The 15965-nt window shown below is 70.9% G+C and carries 14 protein-coding genes; 7 read left to right on the top strand and 7 right to left on the bottom strand.

The window, feature by feature from the left end; translation table 11 throughout:
- Positions 1-111 precede the first annotated feature (111 nt).
- The 3 genes from ACWDV4_RS14945 (at position 112) to ACWDV4_RS14935 (ending at position 2603) form a co-directional block, all read left to right on the top strand.
- Positions 112-954, top strand: coding sequence for a DUF3152 domain-containing protein (locus tag ACWDV4_RS14945; protein ID WP_449978588.1), 843 nt, complete (start codon positions 112-114; stop codon positions 952-954).
- A gap of 85 nt (positions 955-1039) precedes the next feature.
- Positions 1040-1546 (top strand): SigE family RNA polymerase sigma factor, encoded by a 507-nt coding sequence (locus ACWDV4_RS14940; RefSeq protein ID WP_449978586.1) that lies wholly within the window; start codon positions 1040-1042, stop codon positions 1544-1546.
- A complete protein-coding gene (locus ACWDV4_RS14935; protein ID WP_449978584.1) occupies positions 1539-2603 on the top strand; it encodes a hypothetical protein in 1065 nt (354 codons plus the stop codon). The genes ACWDV4_RS14940 and ACWDV4_RS14935 overlap by 8 nt, the downstream gene beginning before the upstream one ends.
- Before the next feature lie 108 nt (positions 2604-2711).
- Here ACWDV4_RS14935 and sucB read toward each other — a convergent pair whose 3' ends face one another.
- The gene (gene sucB, locus ACWDV4_RS14930; RefSeq protein ID WP_449978581.1) at positions 2712-4541 is read right to left on the bottom strand and encodes a 2-oxoglutarate dehydrogenase, E2 component, dihydrolipoamide succinyltransferase; all 1830 of its coding nucleotides are present in this window, start codon (positions 4539-4541) and stop codon (positions 2712-2714) included.
- A 69-nt stretch (positions 4542-4610) separates the two neighbouring features.
- On the bottom strand, positions 4611-6038 hold the full coding sequence (gene lpdA / locus ACWDV4_RS14925; RefSeq protein ID WP_449978578.1) for a dihydrolipoyl dehydrogenase: 1428 nt from the start codon (positions 6036-6038) through the stop codon (positions 4611-4613).
- Between the two features lie 149 nt (positions 6039-6187).
- Between lpdA and ACWDV4_RS14920 the strand changes: the two genes are divergently transcribed.
- A complete protein-coding gene (locus ACWDV4_RS14920; protein WP_449978576.1) occupies positions 6188-6511 on the top strand; it encodes a hypothetical protein in 324 nt (107 codons plus the stop codon).
- A 63-nt stretch (positions 6512-6574) separates the two neighbouring features.
- Here the strand turns inward: ACWDV4_RS14920 and ACWDV4_RS14915 are convergent, their stop codons facing one another.
- Positions 6575-8188 carry a leucyl aminopeptidase gene (locus ACWDV4_RS14915; RefSeq protein ID WP_449978573.1) on the bottom strand — a complete coding sequence of 538 codons (1614 nt, stop codon included), beginning with the start codon at positions 8186-8188 and terminating at the stop codon, positions 6575-6577.
- Between the two features lie 161 nt (positions 8189-8349).
- Here ACWDV4_RS14915 and gcvT point away from each other — a divergent pair, with 161 nt between their 5' ends.
- The gene (gcvT, locus tag ACWDV4_RS14910) at positions 8350-9480 is read left to right on the top strand and encodes a glycine cleavage system aminomethyltransferase GcvT (protein WP_449978570.1); all 1131 of its coding nucleotides are present in this window, start codon (positions 8350-8352) and stop codon (positions 9478-9480) included.
- A 51-nt stretch (positions 9481-9531) separates the two neighbouring features.
- On the opposite strand, the gene ACWDV4_RS14905 is transcribed toward gcvT, so the two are convergent.
- The 3 genes from ACWDV4_RS14905 to ACWDV4_RS14895 all read right to left on the bottom strand — a co-directional run bounded on the left by ACWDV4_RS14905 (position 9532) and on the right by ACWDV4_RS14895 (position 13626).
- Positions 9532-10815, bottom strand: a complete 1284-nt coding sequence (locus ACWDV4_RS14905; protein ID WP_449978568.1) for a DUF2314 domain-containing protein — start codon at positions 10813-10815, stop codon at positions 9532-9534.
- 65 nt (positions 10816-10880) lie between these two features.
- Positions 10881-11651 carry an adenosylcobinamide-GDP ribazoletransferase gene (locus tag ACWDV4_RS14900; RefSeq protein WP_449978566.1) on the bottom strand — a complete coding sequence of 257 codons (771 nt, stop codon included), beginning with the start codon at positions 11649-11651 and terminating at the stop codon, positions 10881-10883.
- Positions 11644-13626 carry a bifunctional adenosylcobinamide kinase/adenosylcobinamide-phosphate guanylyltransferase gene (locus ACWDV4_RS14895; protein ID WP_449978563.1) on the bottom strand — a complete coding sequence of 661 codons (1983 nt, stop codon included), beginning with the start codon at positions 13624-13626 and terminating at the stop codon, positions 11644-11646. The genes ACWDV4_RS14900 and ACWDV4_RS14895 overlap by 8 nt, the downstream gene beginning before the upstream one ends.
- Before the next feature lie 176 nt (positions 13627-13802).
- Between ACWDV4_RS14895 and ACWDV4_RS14890 the strand changes: the two genes are divergently transcribed.
- Complete coding sequence (locus ACWDV4_RS14890; RefSeq protein WP_449978560.1) at positions 13803-14003, top strand: hypothetical protein; 201 nt, start codon at positions 13803-13805, stop codon at positions 14001-14003.
- A gap of 5 nt (positions 14004-14008) precedes the next feature.
- Positions 14009-14806, top strand: coding sequence for a site-2 protease family protein (locus ACWDV4_RS14885; RefSeq protein ID WP_449978558.1), 798 nt, complete (start codon positions 14009-14011; stop codon positions 14804-14806).
- A 95-nt stretch (positions 14807-14901) separates the two neighbouring features.
- Here ACWDV4_RS14885 and ACWDV4_RS14880 read toward each other — a convergent pair whose 3' ends face one another.
- Entirely contained in the window at positions 14902-15900 is a 999-nt protein-coding gene (locus ACWDV4_RS14880) for an aldo/keto reductase family protein (protein WP_449978555.1), read from the bottom strand.
- Positions 15901-15965: the final 65 nt, after the last annotated feature.

Below are 15965 nucleotides of genomic sequence, written 5' to 3'. Positions count from 1 at the left end.
GTCCGCGAGCGCGTCCTTCTCCATGGGTACGTCGGCAGAAGCCCACAGGACGGGCGTTGTCTACCGACGAGCCGGCCTGTCAATGATCGTCACGACGGATTCGGTGTTTTCATGTCCACAAAGCGGCTGCGGTTCGCGGGCCTGTTCGGAGTCCTCCTACTGGGTGCCGGTGGCCTGACCGTCGGCCTGCTCGGCCCTTCTCGAAGCTCGTCCGGCTCCGTGTTGGCAACGACATCGGTGCCCACGCCGGATGGACCCGCCCCGGACGCGCCCACCCCAGATGCGTCCAACGCGGGCGGGTCCAACGCGGGCGGGCCCGGCAATTCTCCGTCCCATCATCCGGTGCCACCACCACCGGAGATCAGTTATCCGCAGGTCGGCAGCGGGAAGTGGACGACCGCCACGGGACGTACCGCGATCCAGGGGCATGCCGGACGGGTGATGCGATTTCAGGTAGCGGTGGAGGAGGGGGTCGTCGGCATCGACCCGCAGCAGTTCGCTGCGGAGGTGCTCGCCACCCTCGGCGATTCCCGCGGCTGGACGGCCGGCGGCCAGTTCCGGTTCCAGCGCGTGGGGCCGGGGGAACAGCGGGATTTCACGGTGTATCTGGCCACCCCGGCAACTCGGGACGCCCTGTGTGGTGATGGGTACGACCGATACACCTCGTGTCGTAACGGTGCCCGGGTGGTGCTCAATGTGGCCCGCTGGGCCAATGGCGTACCCCACTACGGTGCTGACCTCATCGCCTACCGCGCGTACCTGGTCAACCACGAGGTCGGGCACCGACTCGGGCACGGCCACGAACTGTGCCCGGGGAAGGGGAGGCCGGCACCGGTGATGCAGCAGCAGACGCTGGGGTTGCACGGCTGCGTCGCCAATCCCTGGGTGTATCTCGGCGGGCACCGCCATGCGGGTCGGTCCGGCGCGTACGACGATCCGGTGCCGCCGGCCTGACCCGGCTCAGTTTTCTTGGCGTACGAGTAAACCGGGAACCCCGGCCAGCATGTCTACCGTTCGGTAGCCGTGGCGAAGGATGGGGATGCAGGCCAACTTTGAGGAGTTCGTGGTGGCGCGTGGCCGAGCCCTGCTCCGGTTCGCGTACCTGCTCACCGGCGACGGGTACCTCGCCGAGGATCTGGTGCAGGAGGCCCTGCTGCGGTCCCACCGGAGATGGTCCACGGTGGAGCGCACCGACAACCCCGAGCCGTACGTGCGCAAGGCGATCTTGCACCTCTATCTGTCCTGGCGTAGACGCCGATCGAGCACCGAGCTGTCGTACGCCGAACTGCCCGATCGGCCAGGAGCCGAGCAGCCAGCTGATGCCGTCGTGGAACGGGACGCGATGTGGCTGCTACTGCGGCAACTGCCGCGCGCCCAACGGGCCGTTGTCGTGCTGCGCTATTACGAGGATCTTTCCGACGCCGAGATCGCCGTGTTGCTCGGCTGCGCCAAGGCGACGGTACGGGTCCACGCGTTCAAGGCATTGGCGAAGCTGCGCGCCGCGCTGGCGACGCAACCGGCGGTCATGGGAGTCCGTCATGAGTGATCTCGAACAACTTCTCCAGCAGTCGCTGGCCCGGCATGCCGACGAGGCGCCATCCAGCGGCCAGCTTCTGAGCCGTCTCCAGGTACGGACTCGCCAACGGCAGCGACGGCAGATGACGGCGCTCGCCGCCGGCCTGACCATGGCGCTCTGTGTGCTGGTCGTAGGCGTGCAGCGGTGGACCGATGGGCCGGACCATGCCGTGGTGTACGAGCCGGCCGTCGCCCCCGTCGCCCCCGTCGCCCCCGTCGCCCCCGTCGCCCCCGTCGAGCCGTCATCGTCATCGTCGTCATCGGGCGTACCGTCGCCGGGCGCGTCGGTAGCGTTGGTTCTGCAGCCGGGTCCGCTGATGGTCGACGCCTTCCCGTTCACCCCGACCCGTGAGTTGCCCGGGTTGCAGCCGACGGTGCAACTCGTCGAGGGCGTACCCACGATCAGATATGACGGCCCAGAGGGCGGTGTGCAGTGGGCGACCGTATCGGCCGGTGCCGTCGAGCCGAGAGGTCCGGGGGGCGCAGCCCAGATATTCAAGGCGCGTGGGCGGACGGTCAACTACGTCTCTCCGCCACCTGGCGCGGAGGGGGAGTGGACGATGTGGTGGCAGGAAGGAGCGACCCAGTGGATCACCGTCCAGGGCTCTGCCGCGGTCACCATCGACGATCTGCTCGGGTACGTGGAAGGCATGACTTCCCGCGTGATGCCGGTCGTCTCGCCGTTCACCTTCGAGTACCTGTCGGCCAACCTGACGGTCGACAATGTCGCACCGTCGATGATCACGTTTCGGCTTGCCAACGTGCCGCCGGATACCGGCTTCAAGTTCAAACTGGTGGTCCTCTTCGACGAGGAGTTACCGACGGCGGCCGGCCGTACCGTGCAGGTAGGGCAGCAGCGGGGTGTGCTCTACCAGGAGTCCGGCTACACCATTCTCTCGGTCCAACAGCCTGACCAGCGGGCAATCACCATCCAGTTGCCGTCGAACATCACGGTTTCGGAGCCGGATCTGTTCCGGTTCGCCGCTGGGATCCGCAGCACCCCGGCCGCCGTCCCTGGCAAAGGCTAGGACTGGGACTGGGACTGGGAAGCGGCGCAGGCACAGCAGGGACATCCGAGAAAACAAGGGAGGGCGCACGGTCCGCGGACCGTGCGCCCCCTCGGCGTACGGGGTGGATCAGGCCAGGCCCAACTCCGCCTCGAAGTTGCCGCCCTCCAGCCGCTCCTTGATGGCGCTCAGGAAGCGGGCCGCGTCGGCACCGTCGATGAGTCGGTGGTCGTACGACAGGGCCAGGTAGACCATCGAGCGCGGCACGATGACCTCACCCAACTCGGGGTCGGTGATCACCACTGGGCGCTTGACCACCGCGCCGGTGCCGAGCATCGCCGACTGCGGGGCAGGGACGATCGGGGTGTCGAACAGGGCACCCCGGCTGCCCGTGTTGGTCAGCGTGAACGTCGCACCTGCGATCTCGTCCGGGCTGATCTTGTTGGTCCGGGTCCGCTCGGCCAGGTCGGCGATCCGCCGGGCCAGCCCGGCGAGGTTGAGGTCACCCGAGTTGTGGATGACCGGCACCATCAGCCCTCGGTCGGTGTCGACCGCGATGCCCAGGTGCTCCGCCTCCGGGTAGGTGATCGTCCCGGCGTCGAGGTCCATCCGGGCGTTGACCACCGGGTACGTCTGCAGCGCCTCGATCGCCGCCAGCGCGAAGAACGGCATGAACGACAGCTTCACGCCGTGCCGCTGGAGGAAGGCGTCCTTGGCCCGCGCCCGCAGCTGCGCCACCTTGGTGACGTCCACCTCGATGACGGTGGTCAGCTGTGCCGTCTCGTGCAGCGATTCCTGCATCCGCTTGGCGATGACGGCGCGGATCCGGGGCAGCTTCTCCGTACGGCCCCGCATCGGGCTCGGCTGCGGCTTGGCCGCCGGCTCCTTGGCGGTGGCCGGGGCAGCCGGAGCGGCCGGCTTGGCAGCAGCGGCCTTGGCCCGCTCTGCCGCGTCCAGCACGTCCTGCTTGCGGATCCGACCGCCGACACCGGTGCCGTTGACCGTCGACAGGTCGACGCCGTGCTCACTGGCGAGCTTGCGGACCAGCGGGGTGACGTAGCCGGCAGCATCCTCACCGGTGGCCGGGGCCACGGCGGGAGCGGCGGCCCTGGCGGCGGCCGGCTGCTCGGCCTGCTCGGTACGGGTCGGCTGACCGGACTTCTCGGTTGCCGGGGCCGGGGCGGCGTAGTTCGCGCCAGCGGTGCTGGGCTTCGCCTCTGCCTTGGCCGGAGCGGCCGGTGCCGGTGCTGCCGGCTTCGGGGCTTCGGCCTTGGGAGCCTCCGCCTGCGGCGCGGCCGGCTGGGCCGGCTGAGCGGCCGGGGCGGCCCCCGCAGCTCCGATCACGGCCAGCGCGGCACCCACCTCGGCGGTGTCGTCCTGCGCGACCTTGATCTCCAGCAGCGTGCCCGCCGCCGGGGACGGGATCTCGGTGTCGACCTTGTCGGTCGAGACCTCGAGCAGCGGCTCGTCGACCTCGACGGTGTCGCCGACCTCCTTGAGCCAGCGGGTCACCGTACCCTCGGTGACGCTCTCGCCCAGCGCGGGCATCTTGACGACGGTTTGCTCGCCCCCGGCGGCCTCGGCGGATGCCGCCGCCGGCTCCTGCTTCGGCGCAGCGGGCTGTGCCGCCGGCTCTTCGGCGGCGGGCTTCTCCTCGGCAGCGGGCGTGGCGGGCTTCTCCTCGGCGGCCGGCGCGGCCGGCTTCTCCTCGGCGGCCTCGCCCTCACCGGCGATGACGGCCAGCTCGCTGCCGACCTCGGCGGTCTCGTCCTCGCCCACCACGATCCGGCTCAGCACGCCAGCCGCCGGGGACGGGATCTCGGTGTCGACCTTGTCGGTCGAGACCTCGAGCAGCGGCTCGTCGACCTCGACCCGGTCGCCCTCCTGCTTCAGCCAGCGCGTGACGGTACCCTCGGTGACGCTCTCGCCCAGCCGGGGCATGGTGACCGATACCGGCATGTTTCAAGACTCCTTCGTGGCCTTACCCGTCGTCCGACCGGTCGATCGGACGACGCGGATAGATTGGGCTCAGGCGTGTGCGTGCAGCGGCTTACCGGCCAGGGCCAGGTGCGCTTCGCCAAGCGCCTCGCCCTGGGTGGGGTGGGCGTGTACGAGCTGCGCCACCTCGGCCGGGTAGGCCTCCCAGTTGTAGATGAGCTGAGCCTCGGAAACCAGCTCGCCGACGCGCGCACCCACCATGTGGATGCCGACCACGGGACCCTCCTCGACCCGGACCAGCTTGACGAAGCCCGCGGTCTTGAGGATCTGGCTCTTGCCGTTGCCGCCGAGGTTGTAGTTGTAGGACTTGACCTTGTCCGCGCCGTACTGCTCCTTGGCCTTGGCCTCGGTGAGCCCGACGGAGGCGACCTCCGGGTCGGAGTAGGTGACCCGGGGGATGCCCAGCTCGTCGATGACGGTCGGGTTCAGACCGGCGATCTCCTCGGCCACGAAGATGCCCTGCTGGAAGCCACGGTGGGCCAGCTGCAGGCCGGGCACGATGTCGCCGACGGCGAAGACGTTGGGCACGTTGGTCCGCAGCCGCTCGTCGGTCAGGACGAAGCCGCGGTCCATCTTGACGCCCTGCTCCTCATAGCCGAGGTTGGCGGTGTTCGGGCCCCGGCCGACCGCGACCAGCAGCAGCTCGGCCTCCAGGGTCTCGCCACCGGCGATGGTGACCTTGACACCGGTCTCGGTGCGCTCGACCTTCTCGAACGGCTTGCCGGTCTTGAAGCCGATCTTGCGCTTGCGGAACGCCCGCTCCAGTGCTTTGGACGACTCCTCGTCCTCGGCCGCGATCAGGCGGGGCAGCGCCTCGACGATGGTGACGTCCGCACCGAAGGACCGCCAGACGCTGGCGAACTCGACGCCGATGACCCCGCCGCCGAGCACGATCGCCGAAGCCGGCACCCGGTCGAGCGTGAGGGCGTGGTCGCTGGTGATGACCCGCTCGCCGTCGATCTCCAGGCCCGGCAGGCTACGGGAGTAGGAGCCGGTGGCCAGTACGACGTTGCGGCCGGTGTAGCGCTTGCCATCCACCTCGACGGTGTTCGGGGCGACCAGAGTGCCGGCACCCTCCACCACGGTGATCTTGGCGCCCTTGATCATGCCCTGGAGGCCCTTGTAGAGCCGGGCGATCACGCCGTCCTTGTAGGAGTTGACCCCCGCCATGTCGATGCCGACGAGTTCCGTCTTGACACCGAACTGCTCGGACTCGCGGGTCTGGTCGGCGATCTCCGCAGCGTGCAGGAGCGCCTTGGTCGGGATGCAGCCGTTGTGCAGGCAGGTGCCGCCGAGTTTGCCCTTCTCGATCAGCGCGACCGACAGGCCGAGCTGCACGGCTCGCAGCGCGGTCGCGTATCCGCCGCTGCCACCGCCGAGGATTACGACGTCGAAGGTTGCGCCGTTCGGCTCGCTCACAGTTATCTCCCAGGTCGCGTCGCTGCTAACGAGGGTCATGCCGGGGTAGGGGCATACTCGCCTCGGTCATCTTGTCACTTGCACCGTATTGCCGCGCCACGAGGTGCCCAAGGACACGTCAGCGAGACGTACGCTTGCCGCAGTCACGCCACGACAATCGGCACGGACGACGGGGAGGAGAAGATCGGGTGGCCTGGTTCCGACGACGCAAGAAGGCAGGCGCCGCAGCGGGAGATCGGCCAGCAAATCGCGCCGATCTAGACCACCTTGAGCAGTTCGTCAGGTCTCGGCGAGGGGTGGAAGCCTTCATCGAGCCCCGTACTGCCGTGACCGAGACCACAGTGATGCTGATCGCCCACGACGGGGAGTGGACCCGGCGGCGGATCGACGGGCCGGACGCCGCCCGACGGTTCGCCCATCGACTCGCCATGCCGATCTACGACGTGCGGCTGGTGGGCTACCCGCAACGCATGCGGGACTTCAACGAGCGCCGCAAGCGCCGCCCAAGCTGAGCATGGATGTTAGGAAGGGCCCCTTCCTATGCAAAAAGCGTTAGGAAGGGGCCCTTCCTAACATCAGGCGTTGGCGGCGATGTCGTCCACCAGTGCGAGCAGGGTACGCACCGGCACGCCGGTGCCGCCCTTGGTCCAGTAACCGGTCGGCTCGCCGGAGTGGTAGCTGGGGCCGGCGATGTCGATGTGCGCCCAGGACACCCCCTCGGCGACGAACTCGCGCAGGAACACGCCACCCTGGAGCATGTGTCCGGCCCGGTCCATCCCGGCGTTCACCTGGGAGATGTCGGCCACGTCCGAGTCCATGCCCTTGCGCACATCCTCCGGCAGCGGCATCGGCCAGGTCGGCTCGCCGACCGCGTCACCGGCGACCTTCACCCGCTCGATCAGCTCCTCGGTGCCCATCACCCCGGCGATGCGCTTGCCCAGCGCCACCACCTGGCCGCCGGTCAGAGTGGAGGTCTCGATCAGGTAGTCGCACCCGTCGGCGCAGGCCCGGGCCATCGCGTCACCCAGGATCATCCGGCCCTCGGCGTCGGTGTTGAGCACCTCGACCCGCTTGCCGTTGAACATGGTGACCACATCACCCGGGCGGTACGCGGTGCCGGAGACCATGTTCTCGGCCATCGGCAGGTAGGCGTGTACGGCCACGGCTGGCTTGAGTTCGGCGATCGCCAGCATGGTCGCGGCGACGGCGGCGGCGCCCGCCATGTCCGACTTCATCTCCCACATGCCCTGCGCCGGCTTGATCGACACACCACCGGTGTCGAACGTGATGCCCTTGCCGACCAGCGCGACCCGCTTGACGCCGGCCCCACTGTTGGCCCCGGAGCCGTCGGCAACCTTCGCCGTCGGCTCGTACGACAGCTTCACCAGCCGGGGCGGGGCGTCCGAGCCCAACCCGACGGCGAGGATGCCCCCGTAACCGCCAGCGGCCAGCGCCGCCTCGTCGAGGACCTCGACGGTCAGACCCGCCGCGCGAGCCGTCTCCGCGACCGCGTCGGCGAACGACGGCGGCCGTAGCTCGTTGGGGGCGGTGTTGACCCAGTCCCGGGTGAGCAGTACGGCCCGGGCCACCACCTGGGCGCGGGCGATCTCGGCCTGGGCCGCCTGGTCTCCGGCATCCGGCACGTGCACCGCCACCGAGGTCACCGGCGGACGGCGGGTGGGCTGCGACTTGGTCTTGTAGCCGGCGAACCGGTAGCCGCCCAGCAGCGCGCCCTCGCCGACCGCGCGCAGCGCCGCCGGAGCGTCGGCGTCGTCCGGCACCGGCAGGGTCAGCGCCACCTGGTCGGAGCCGGCCAGCGCCCGGATCGCGGCGGCAGCGGCCCGGCGCAGCGTCTCCGGTGCCGGCGCGGCACCGGTCGGCTCGGGCCCGAGCCCGACGGCTGCAACCAGCGGGGCGGTGACCGTACCCAGGGTGGCGAGCTTGACCACCTCGCCCGGGGAGCCGGTCGCGCCGAGCATGGCCAGGGTCTCGGTCAGCCGGCCGTCGAAGGCGGCGGCGATGCTCTCCGCTCCGGTGGCGAGTAGCAGCGTGCTGGCGAACCCGGCGGGGCCAGAATCAGAGCCGTCCGCAGCACCGGTCCGGCTGTGCACGCCGATCACGATCGCGTCGACGGAAAGTTCGGCTGGGTCCGTGTCGACCAAGCTGAGGGTGGTGCTGGGCGATGTCACTCGGCGTCTCCGGCGGGCCTGGCCGGCCGCGTTCTGAGCGGTCCGGCGATGATGTTCTCCGGCGCAACCTACCCGCCGGACGCTGGGCTGTCCCGCCGACTGCCAGTCGGGGGATCCCGCCGATGCTAACCAGGTGGTGAACCCCCGGTAAGTTGCCACCCATGACCGACGTGACCGCCGCCGCTCCCACCGCCGCGCCGCTCCGCTCCCCGCTGCACGAGCGGCACGCGGAACTGGGCGCCAAGTTTGCCCCCTTCGGGGGCTGGGAGATGCCTCTGGAGTACGCCGGCGGCGGAGTGCTGGCCGAGCACACCGCAGTCCGCTCGGCGGTTGGTGTCTTCGACGTCTCCCACCTGGGCAAGGCCAAGGTGACCGGAGCCGGGGCGGCCGACTTCGTCAACTCCTGCCTCAGCAACGACCTGGACCGGATCGGCCCGGGGCAGGCGCAGTACACGCTCTGCTGCGACGACGCCACCGGCGGCGTCGTCGACGACATCATCGCCTACCGGTACGCCGACGACCACGTCTTCCTCATCCCGAACGCGGCGAACACCGCCGAGGTGGTGCGCCGACTGCGGGCGGCGGCACCGTCGTCGGTCACCGTCACCAACGAGCATGAGGAGTACGCCGTACTGGCGGTGCAGGGGCCGCGCTCGGCCGAAGTGCTGGACGCGTTGAAACTGCCCACCGGGCACCCGTACATGAGCTTCTCCACCGCCGCGTTCGACGGCACCGAGCTGGTGGTGTGCCGCACCGGCTACACCGGCGAGCACGGCTACGAGCTGGTCGTACCGGCCGGTGCGGCGACCGCGGTCTGGGACGCGCTCTTCGCCGCCGGCGAGCCGTACGGCATCCGGGCCTGCGGGCTGGGTGCCCGGGACACGCTGCGCACCGAGATGGGCTACCCGCTGCACGGGCAGGACCTGTCGCTGGAGATCACCCCGGTGCAGGCCCGGTCCGGCTGGGCGGTCGGCTGGGACAAGCCGGCGTTCTGGGGACGCGAGGCGCTGCTCGCCGAGAAGGCGGCCGGGGCCACGCGCACCCTGTGGGGCCTGGTGGCGGTGGAGCGGGGCATCCCACGCCCCGGCATGAGCGTGTACGTCGGTGACCAGGTCGTCGGCCAGGTGACCAGCGGCACCTTCTCGCCGACCCGCAAGACCGGTATCGCCCTGGCGCTGCTGGACCGGGCAGCCGAACTCGGCGTCGACTCGCCGGTCGAGGTCGACGTACGCGGCCGGCGCTACCCGATGCGGGTGGTCCGCCCGCCCTTCGTCCAGCCCTCGGTCAAGTAACCGTCCCAGCGATCGCGTCCCGGTCCGCGGCAGCCCGCCGGCCGGGATGGGTCAGGGGTGGTTGCCACCGTCCAGCACGGCCTGGGTCCAGCCACCCTCCACCACCCCGGTGCCGTCGAGCAGCGCCCAGTCGACCACGTCGCAGGCGTCGATGACGACCGGTTCGCCGATCCGTATCGTCGGGTCGGCGGCGGCGTCGCTGGCACTGACTCCGTGGATTCGATCCTCGGTCGACCAGTCGGTCACCCCAGCCCAGACGAACTCGGGCCCCTCCTCGGTGGGCAGCCCGTACTTGACCACCAGTTGCGCCTCGGCTGGTAGCCCACCGTCGAGGAAACGTTCCCGGATCTTGGACAGGCCGCTGCGGGCGGTGGCAACCGCCCGAGCCATCGCATCCCCGGGCCGGGCGTAGCGTACGTCCGACTGTGCGGCGGCGAAGACGGTCGCGCAGACCGCGGCGAAGTACCGACCTGCTGGTCCGTCGTGGCCGCTGGGCGGGCGCAGGCTCAGGAACGAGTCGGCCTCCGGATCGGTGGCCGGGTCGAGTTCCAGGCGCAGCAGGGCCGGTCCGGTCGCGTCGTGCCGCTCCGGATTGCCGTAGGCCACCGCGATGTCATGTCCGGTGACGGCGGTCAGCACGGGCAACTGGACGAAGGCGGGAACCTCCTCGTCGGTCAACCCGTCCACCCAGGTACGCAGCAGCCGTCGGGCGGTACCGGTCATCACTGCGCCCCAGGCTCGGGTGAGATGGGCTGGCACCCCCTGGGCCTGCAACTCCAGCAGCCCGAACCGGCGCAGCCCCTTGGTGGTGAACCAGAGCCCCTCCTCGTCCGAGGAGTAGGGCACCAACACCCAGTCGACCAGCCGCATCCGGCCCTCGTCGTCGGGCAGCGAGCGCAGCGCGGCGGCCGGGTCGAGGAACTGTAGGCCGAAGACGTCCACCAGGTCACCGCCGATGACCTCGGCCATCGCCGCGGCGACCGTACGGGCGGCCCACTCGTGGGCCGGTGGCCACCCGGGTCGGTAGGTGGCCTGGACGACCACGAGGTCGGTGGCCGCCGCCAACCGGCCGAGCTGCTCCTTGGTGGCACCGAAGGCGGTGAGCAGGTCGGGCGGAAGGCGGGGGAACTCCGACACGGGTCGGGTGTCGACCGTCATCAGTGGGCTGTCGAGCATCTGCCGGGCGAGGTCGTAAACCGGGCCGGAGAGCCGCCCGGCCAGCGCTGCGACAGCTTGGGCCGGGCTGGTCCCAGGCACGGTCGAGGTGGGCACGAGATAGGTCGCGCTCAGCGTCTCCGGGACCGGGACGGGCAGGAAGTCGTCCGTGATGAGCATGTTGTGTCCCCGAAGGAGGGTGTTGGTGTTGTCGTGGCGAACGCTACTCGCGACGCGGCGTGTGGTCAGCCGGTCAGGACGAGACCGAGGTAGACCAGCGTGGCGGTGATCTCGACAGACGCGCCCAGCACGTCCCCGGTGACGCCGCCGAGCCGTCGTACGACGTGCCGCAGGACCAGCAGCTCGACGGCGATGGCGGCGATGACGGTGAGCGGCCCCTGCCACGGGCGGCCCGGCACGGCGGGTACGGCCAGCGCGGCGACGGCGGCCGTGGCCACCACCAGGGTGGGCCAGCCGACCGTGCCGGCGACCAGCGCGCCGAGCCCTTCCGGGCGGGCCGCCGGTACGCCTCGACGGCAGGCCCAGCTCACCGCCAGCCGGCCGGCGGCGGTGGCCGCGACCACCCCGGCGACGATCGCCGGCCACGGCCGGTCGGGTAGCGCGGCCAGCGACCCGGCCTGGATCAGCAGGACGAGCACGATCGCGGCCACCCCGAACGGGCCGACGTCCGGCTTCTTCATGATCTCCAGCGCGCCCGGTCCGGAGCGGTAGGAGCCGAGCGCGTCGACCGTGTCGGCCAGCCCGTCCAGGTGTAGACCTCGGGTGAGCAGCGCTCCGGCCGCGACGGTGACCGTACCGGCGACCAGTGTCGGTCCGGCGGCTGCCGTGCCGATCAGGAGCGCGGCGAGCGGTATCCCGAGCGCCACCCCGACCAGCGGGGCCAGGGCCATGGCCACCGCCGCGACCGGGCGGTCCACCCGACCCGCGCGCAGCGGCAGGATCGTGAAGGTGGTGAGCGCCAGCCGGAGCCCGGCCGTGAGTCGGCCGTCAGGCACCGCGTGGTGCGGCGGCGTTGTCGGTCCCGGGCGAGGCCGACGCGGTGGCGTTGTCGTTTGTCGGCGATGCGGGTGCGGGCGTCACCGGCTCGGGCGTCACCGGCTCGGGCGTTGCCGGTCCCGGCCCGGCCGGCTCCGGTTCGACGAACTCCTCGCCGCTGTCCTCGCCGCCCTCGCGGTCGCCGGCACCGGTCTCGGTTTCCGGCTCGTTCTCGGTTTCTGGCTTGTTTTCGGGCGACCCGTCCAGTCCGGGGTCCGTACCGCCGAGCAGGGGATGGGTGGTGAGCGCACCGGCCAGGGCGATCGCCGAGCGCAGCAGCGGCAGGGTGGCCAGCGAGGTGGCCCCCTCGCCGAGATCGAGCCGCAGATCGAGCAGCGGTTCCAGGCCGAGCACCTCGGCGGCGAGCTTGACCCCGGGCCGCCGGCCGTGGTCCGGCAGCAGGCACCAGTGTCGGGCCTGCCCGGCGAGGTCCCGGCTGATCAGACCAGCGGCCAGGCCGACCGGGCCGTCGAGCAGCACTGGTGTCCGTCGGGCGGTGGCACCGAGCAGCACGCCGGTGGCGATCGCGATGTCGCCCCCGCCCAGCTCGGCGAGTATCCCCTTGGCGCTTCGCCCGATGGTGCGGCTGCGGTGCATAGCGTCGCGGACGGTACCGCAGCGGATCATCCAGGCCGTGTCGTCGATCTGCTGGCCGGGGATGATTACCCGGCCGAGCACCGCCACCGGCTCCGCGCCGACGTTGGCGGCCAGGACCGCGCTGGCGGCGGTCTCGCTGCCCGCACCGCAGGCGGCCAGCACGATCAGTTGTACGCCGGCGTCCACCGCCTCGTCGGCGAGCTGCCAGCCGTACCGCAGGGCGGCCTCGACGGCCTCGGCGGACAGCGCCGGCCCCGCTTCGATCGGGGCGGCAGACGGGGCGTCCACGACCTGTAGGGTCGCGCCGACCTCGGCGGCCTGCCGGGCCAGCGGGCCGATGCCGGCCCGGGCCTGGGCGGCCTGCCGGGCCGACTCGCCGGGGATGGAGCCGGCGGCGGCCCCGCCCTCGTGGTCGCCGTGCAGCAGCAGTACGCGTACCGACTGCCACGGGGTGGGCGTGGCGTTGCCCTGGGTGGCGGCGGCGAAGCCGACCACCCGTTCGAGGTCGCCCAACCCCGCCCCCGGTACGTCGAGGGCGGCGATCCGGTCGAGCGCCTGGGCGCGGGCGTCCTCGTCGGGCAGGGGGAGGTCCATCCCGGGCTCGATCACCACGTCGGTGTCGGCCGGTGCCGGGGTGGGCAGGAGCTTCCCGGTGGGTGCCGCCGTCTGGGCGAATCGGTCCGGGATGTTCGGGGTGAGTACGTCCGGCGACGGCTGGGTCGGCCGGATCCGGGTCGGGGCGGCCTGCGCCGGCAACGTCACGGGTGTCGGGGTGCTGCCGACGGCTGTGATCTCCGGCTTCAGCCGGGACGGTTGGCCGGCCACCACCAGGACCACCGAGTCACAGGCATCGGCGACGGCCTGGTTGGTGGCACCGAGCGCGTCGGCGAAGGCCCGGCCCACCGGGGTCGTGGGCACCAGGGAGAGCCCGACCTCGGGGCTGACCAGCACCAGCTGCGCCGCGCAGCCGCGGATCGCGGTGGCCAGTTCGTCGATCGTGGCGAGGTCGTCGGCCGGCTGTCGGGCCGGATCCAGCAGGGCGGTCACCCAGCCACCGAGATCGTCGACGAGCAGCGTCTCGTCCATCTTCGCGGTGGCGATCACCTCGGCGAGCCGGTGCGGGTCGGCCCCGATTTCCTCGGTGGTCCAGGTCCCCGGTCGTCTGGTCCGGTGATGCTTGATCCGAGCCGCCCAGTCCGGATCGTCGGGGCCGGCGTCGACCGATGTGGCGACGTACCGGACACTCGGCGCATCGCCGATCAGCGACTCCGCGTATTCCGACTTACCGGACCGGATCCCGCCGAGCACGAGAATGGTGTTCCACCCGTCAACGGACATGCTCGTACCTTAGAGCCAACAGTACGGGTTTTCGGCCCGAGGGTGTCCCCGCTCGGCCCGTCGGAGCCACCCGGGTCCGGGGGCATCGGCAGCCGGACGGTACGGGTCGCCGGAGCGCCGCGCCGACTAGGCTGGCGAGGGTTGATCGACGGGACTCCGGCGAGGGGAGACGCAACATGCCGTGGAGCTGGCGGTACGAGGGCACGGACGGCGGCCCGGTGGAGGGGCCGACCGACACGTTCGGCAGCCAGGCCGACGCCGAGTCCTGGATCGGCCAGAGCTGGCGGCAGTTGGCGTCCACCGGTGTCGCCTCGGTCGTCCTGATCGAGGACGACCGCGAGGAATACCGGATGAGCCTGCTGCCCGCAGCCGAGTGACCGGGATGGGGATCGACCGCCCGGGCGGGGAGGATCTGATCCTCGGTGTGCCCCGGCAGGCATTCCGGCCCAGCCCGATCTTCCTGGCGCTGGTCGCGCTCTTCGCGACCAGCGGGGTGATGGCCTGGAACGGCTTCGGCAACGTCCGGCTCGACGTCTTCCTCTTCGTCGTCTCCGGCTGGCTGGTGTCGCTCTGCCTGCACGAGTACGCCCACGCCGTGGTGGCATTCCGGGCCGGCGACCGGGCAGTGGCGCATCGGGGCTACCTGACGCTGAACCCGCTGAAGTACAGCCACCCGTTGTTGTCGATCGTCTTCCCCGTGGTGATCGTGCTGCTGGGCGGCATCGGCCTGCCGGGCGGGGCGGTCTGGGTCGATCGGCACCAGATTCCCGGGCGGCTGCGGCACAGCCTGGTCAGCCTCGCCGGGCCGGCGACCAACGTCGTCTTCGCCCTGGTGCTGGTGGTGCCGTTGGTGCTCGCCACCGACGTGGACGCGCATCAGGAGTTCTGGGCCGGGCTGGCGCTGCTCGCCTTCCTCCAGCTGACCGCGAGCGTGCTCAACCTGCTGCCGGTGCCCGGCCTGGACGGGGGCAACATCATCCAACCGTGGCTGTCGCCGCAGTGGCGGCGTGGCTACGACCTGATGGCCCCGTACGGTTTCATCCTGCTCTTCGCCCTGCTCTGGAACCCGAGGATCGGCGGCTGGTTCTTCGACGCCGTCTTCGCCGTCGGTGATCTGCTCGGGTTGCCCGCCTGGCTCTACGCCGAAGGGCTGCGGCTGATCCGCTTCTGGCAGGGCTGATCCGGCCCGCCGGCTGCCTGGCACCCCACGGACACCCTGGCCCGCCGGCCGCCTGATGTCCTGTGGATACCCGGGGCGGCCGGCGGGGGTGGAGCTTACGGGCGGCCGGCTGGGCTCTGGGTCTTGGCCGGGTCCCGTTCGGTGATCGGATCGACGATCTCGTCGATCGCCTTGAGTAGCGCCGCGTCGAGCTTCACACCGGCGGCCTTGACGTTGTCGTGGACCTGCTCGGGCCGGGTCGCCCCAATGATCGCCGAGGAGACGTTCGGGTTCTGCAGCACCCAGGCGATGGCCAGCTGGGCCATGGTCAGCCCGGCCTGCTCGGCCAGCGGCTTGAGCCGCTGCACGGTGGAGAGCACCTCGTCGGTCAGCCACTGCTTGATGAAGCTGGCACCGGACTTCTCGTCGGTGGCCCGGGAACCGGCCGGCGGCGGCTGCCCCGGCAGGTATTTGCCGGTCAGCACACCCTGGGCCATCGGCGACCAGACGATCTGTCCGAGCCCCAGTTCCTCGCTGGTCGGCACCACCTCGGCCTCGATGACCCGCCACAGCATCGAGTACTGCGGCTGGTTCGAGACGAGCTGGATCTTCAGCTGCCGGGCCAGCTCGTACGCCTCCCGGATCTGCTCGGCCCGCCACTCGGAGACGCCGATGTAGTGCGCCTTGCCGGAGTGCACGATGTCGGCGAACGCCTCCATCGTCTCCTCCAGCGGGGTGGCGTAGTCGAACCGGTGGGCCTGGTAGAGGTCGACGTAGTCGGTCTGCAGGCGACGTAGCGAGCCGTTGATCGACTCCATGATGTGCTTACGGGACAGGCCCCGGTCGTTACGGCCGGGACCGGTCGGGAAGTAGACCTTGGTGAAGATCTCCAGGCCCTCCCGCCGCTCGCCCTGCAACGCCCGGCCGAGCACCTCCTCCGCGCGGGTGCCGGCATAGACGTCGGCGGTGTCGAAGGTGGTGATGCCAACGTCCAGGGCGGCCCGGACGCAGGACACGGCGGCGTCCTCCTCGACCTGCGAACCGTGGGTGATCCAGTTGCCGTACGAGATCTCACTGACCAGCAGGCCGGAACGGCCTAGGTGACGGAATTCCATGTCCTGACCCTAACCTGACCAAAGGTCGCCCCCGAGGGCGGCGAACCGCCGGATGCTGGGCTGCC

The sequence above is a fragment of the Micromonospora sp. NPDC003197 genome, assembly GCF_053590565.1.
This window is presented reverse-complemented; position numbering and strand designations above follow the sequence as displayed.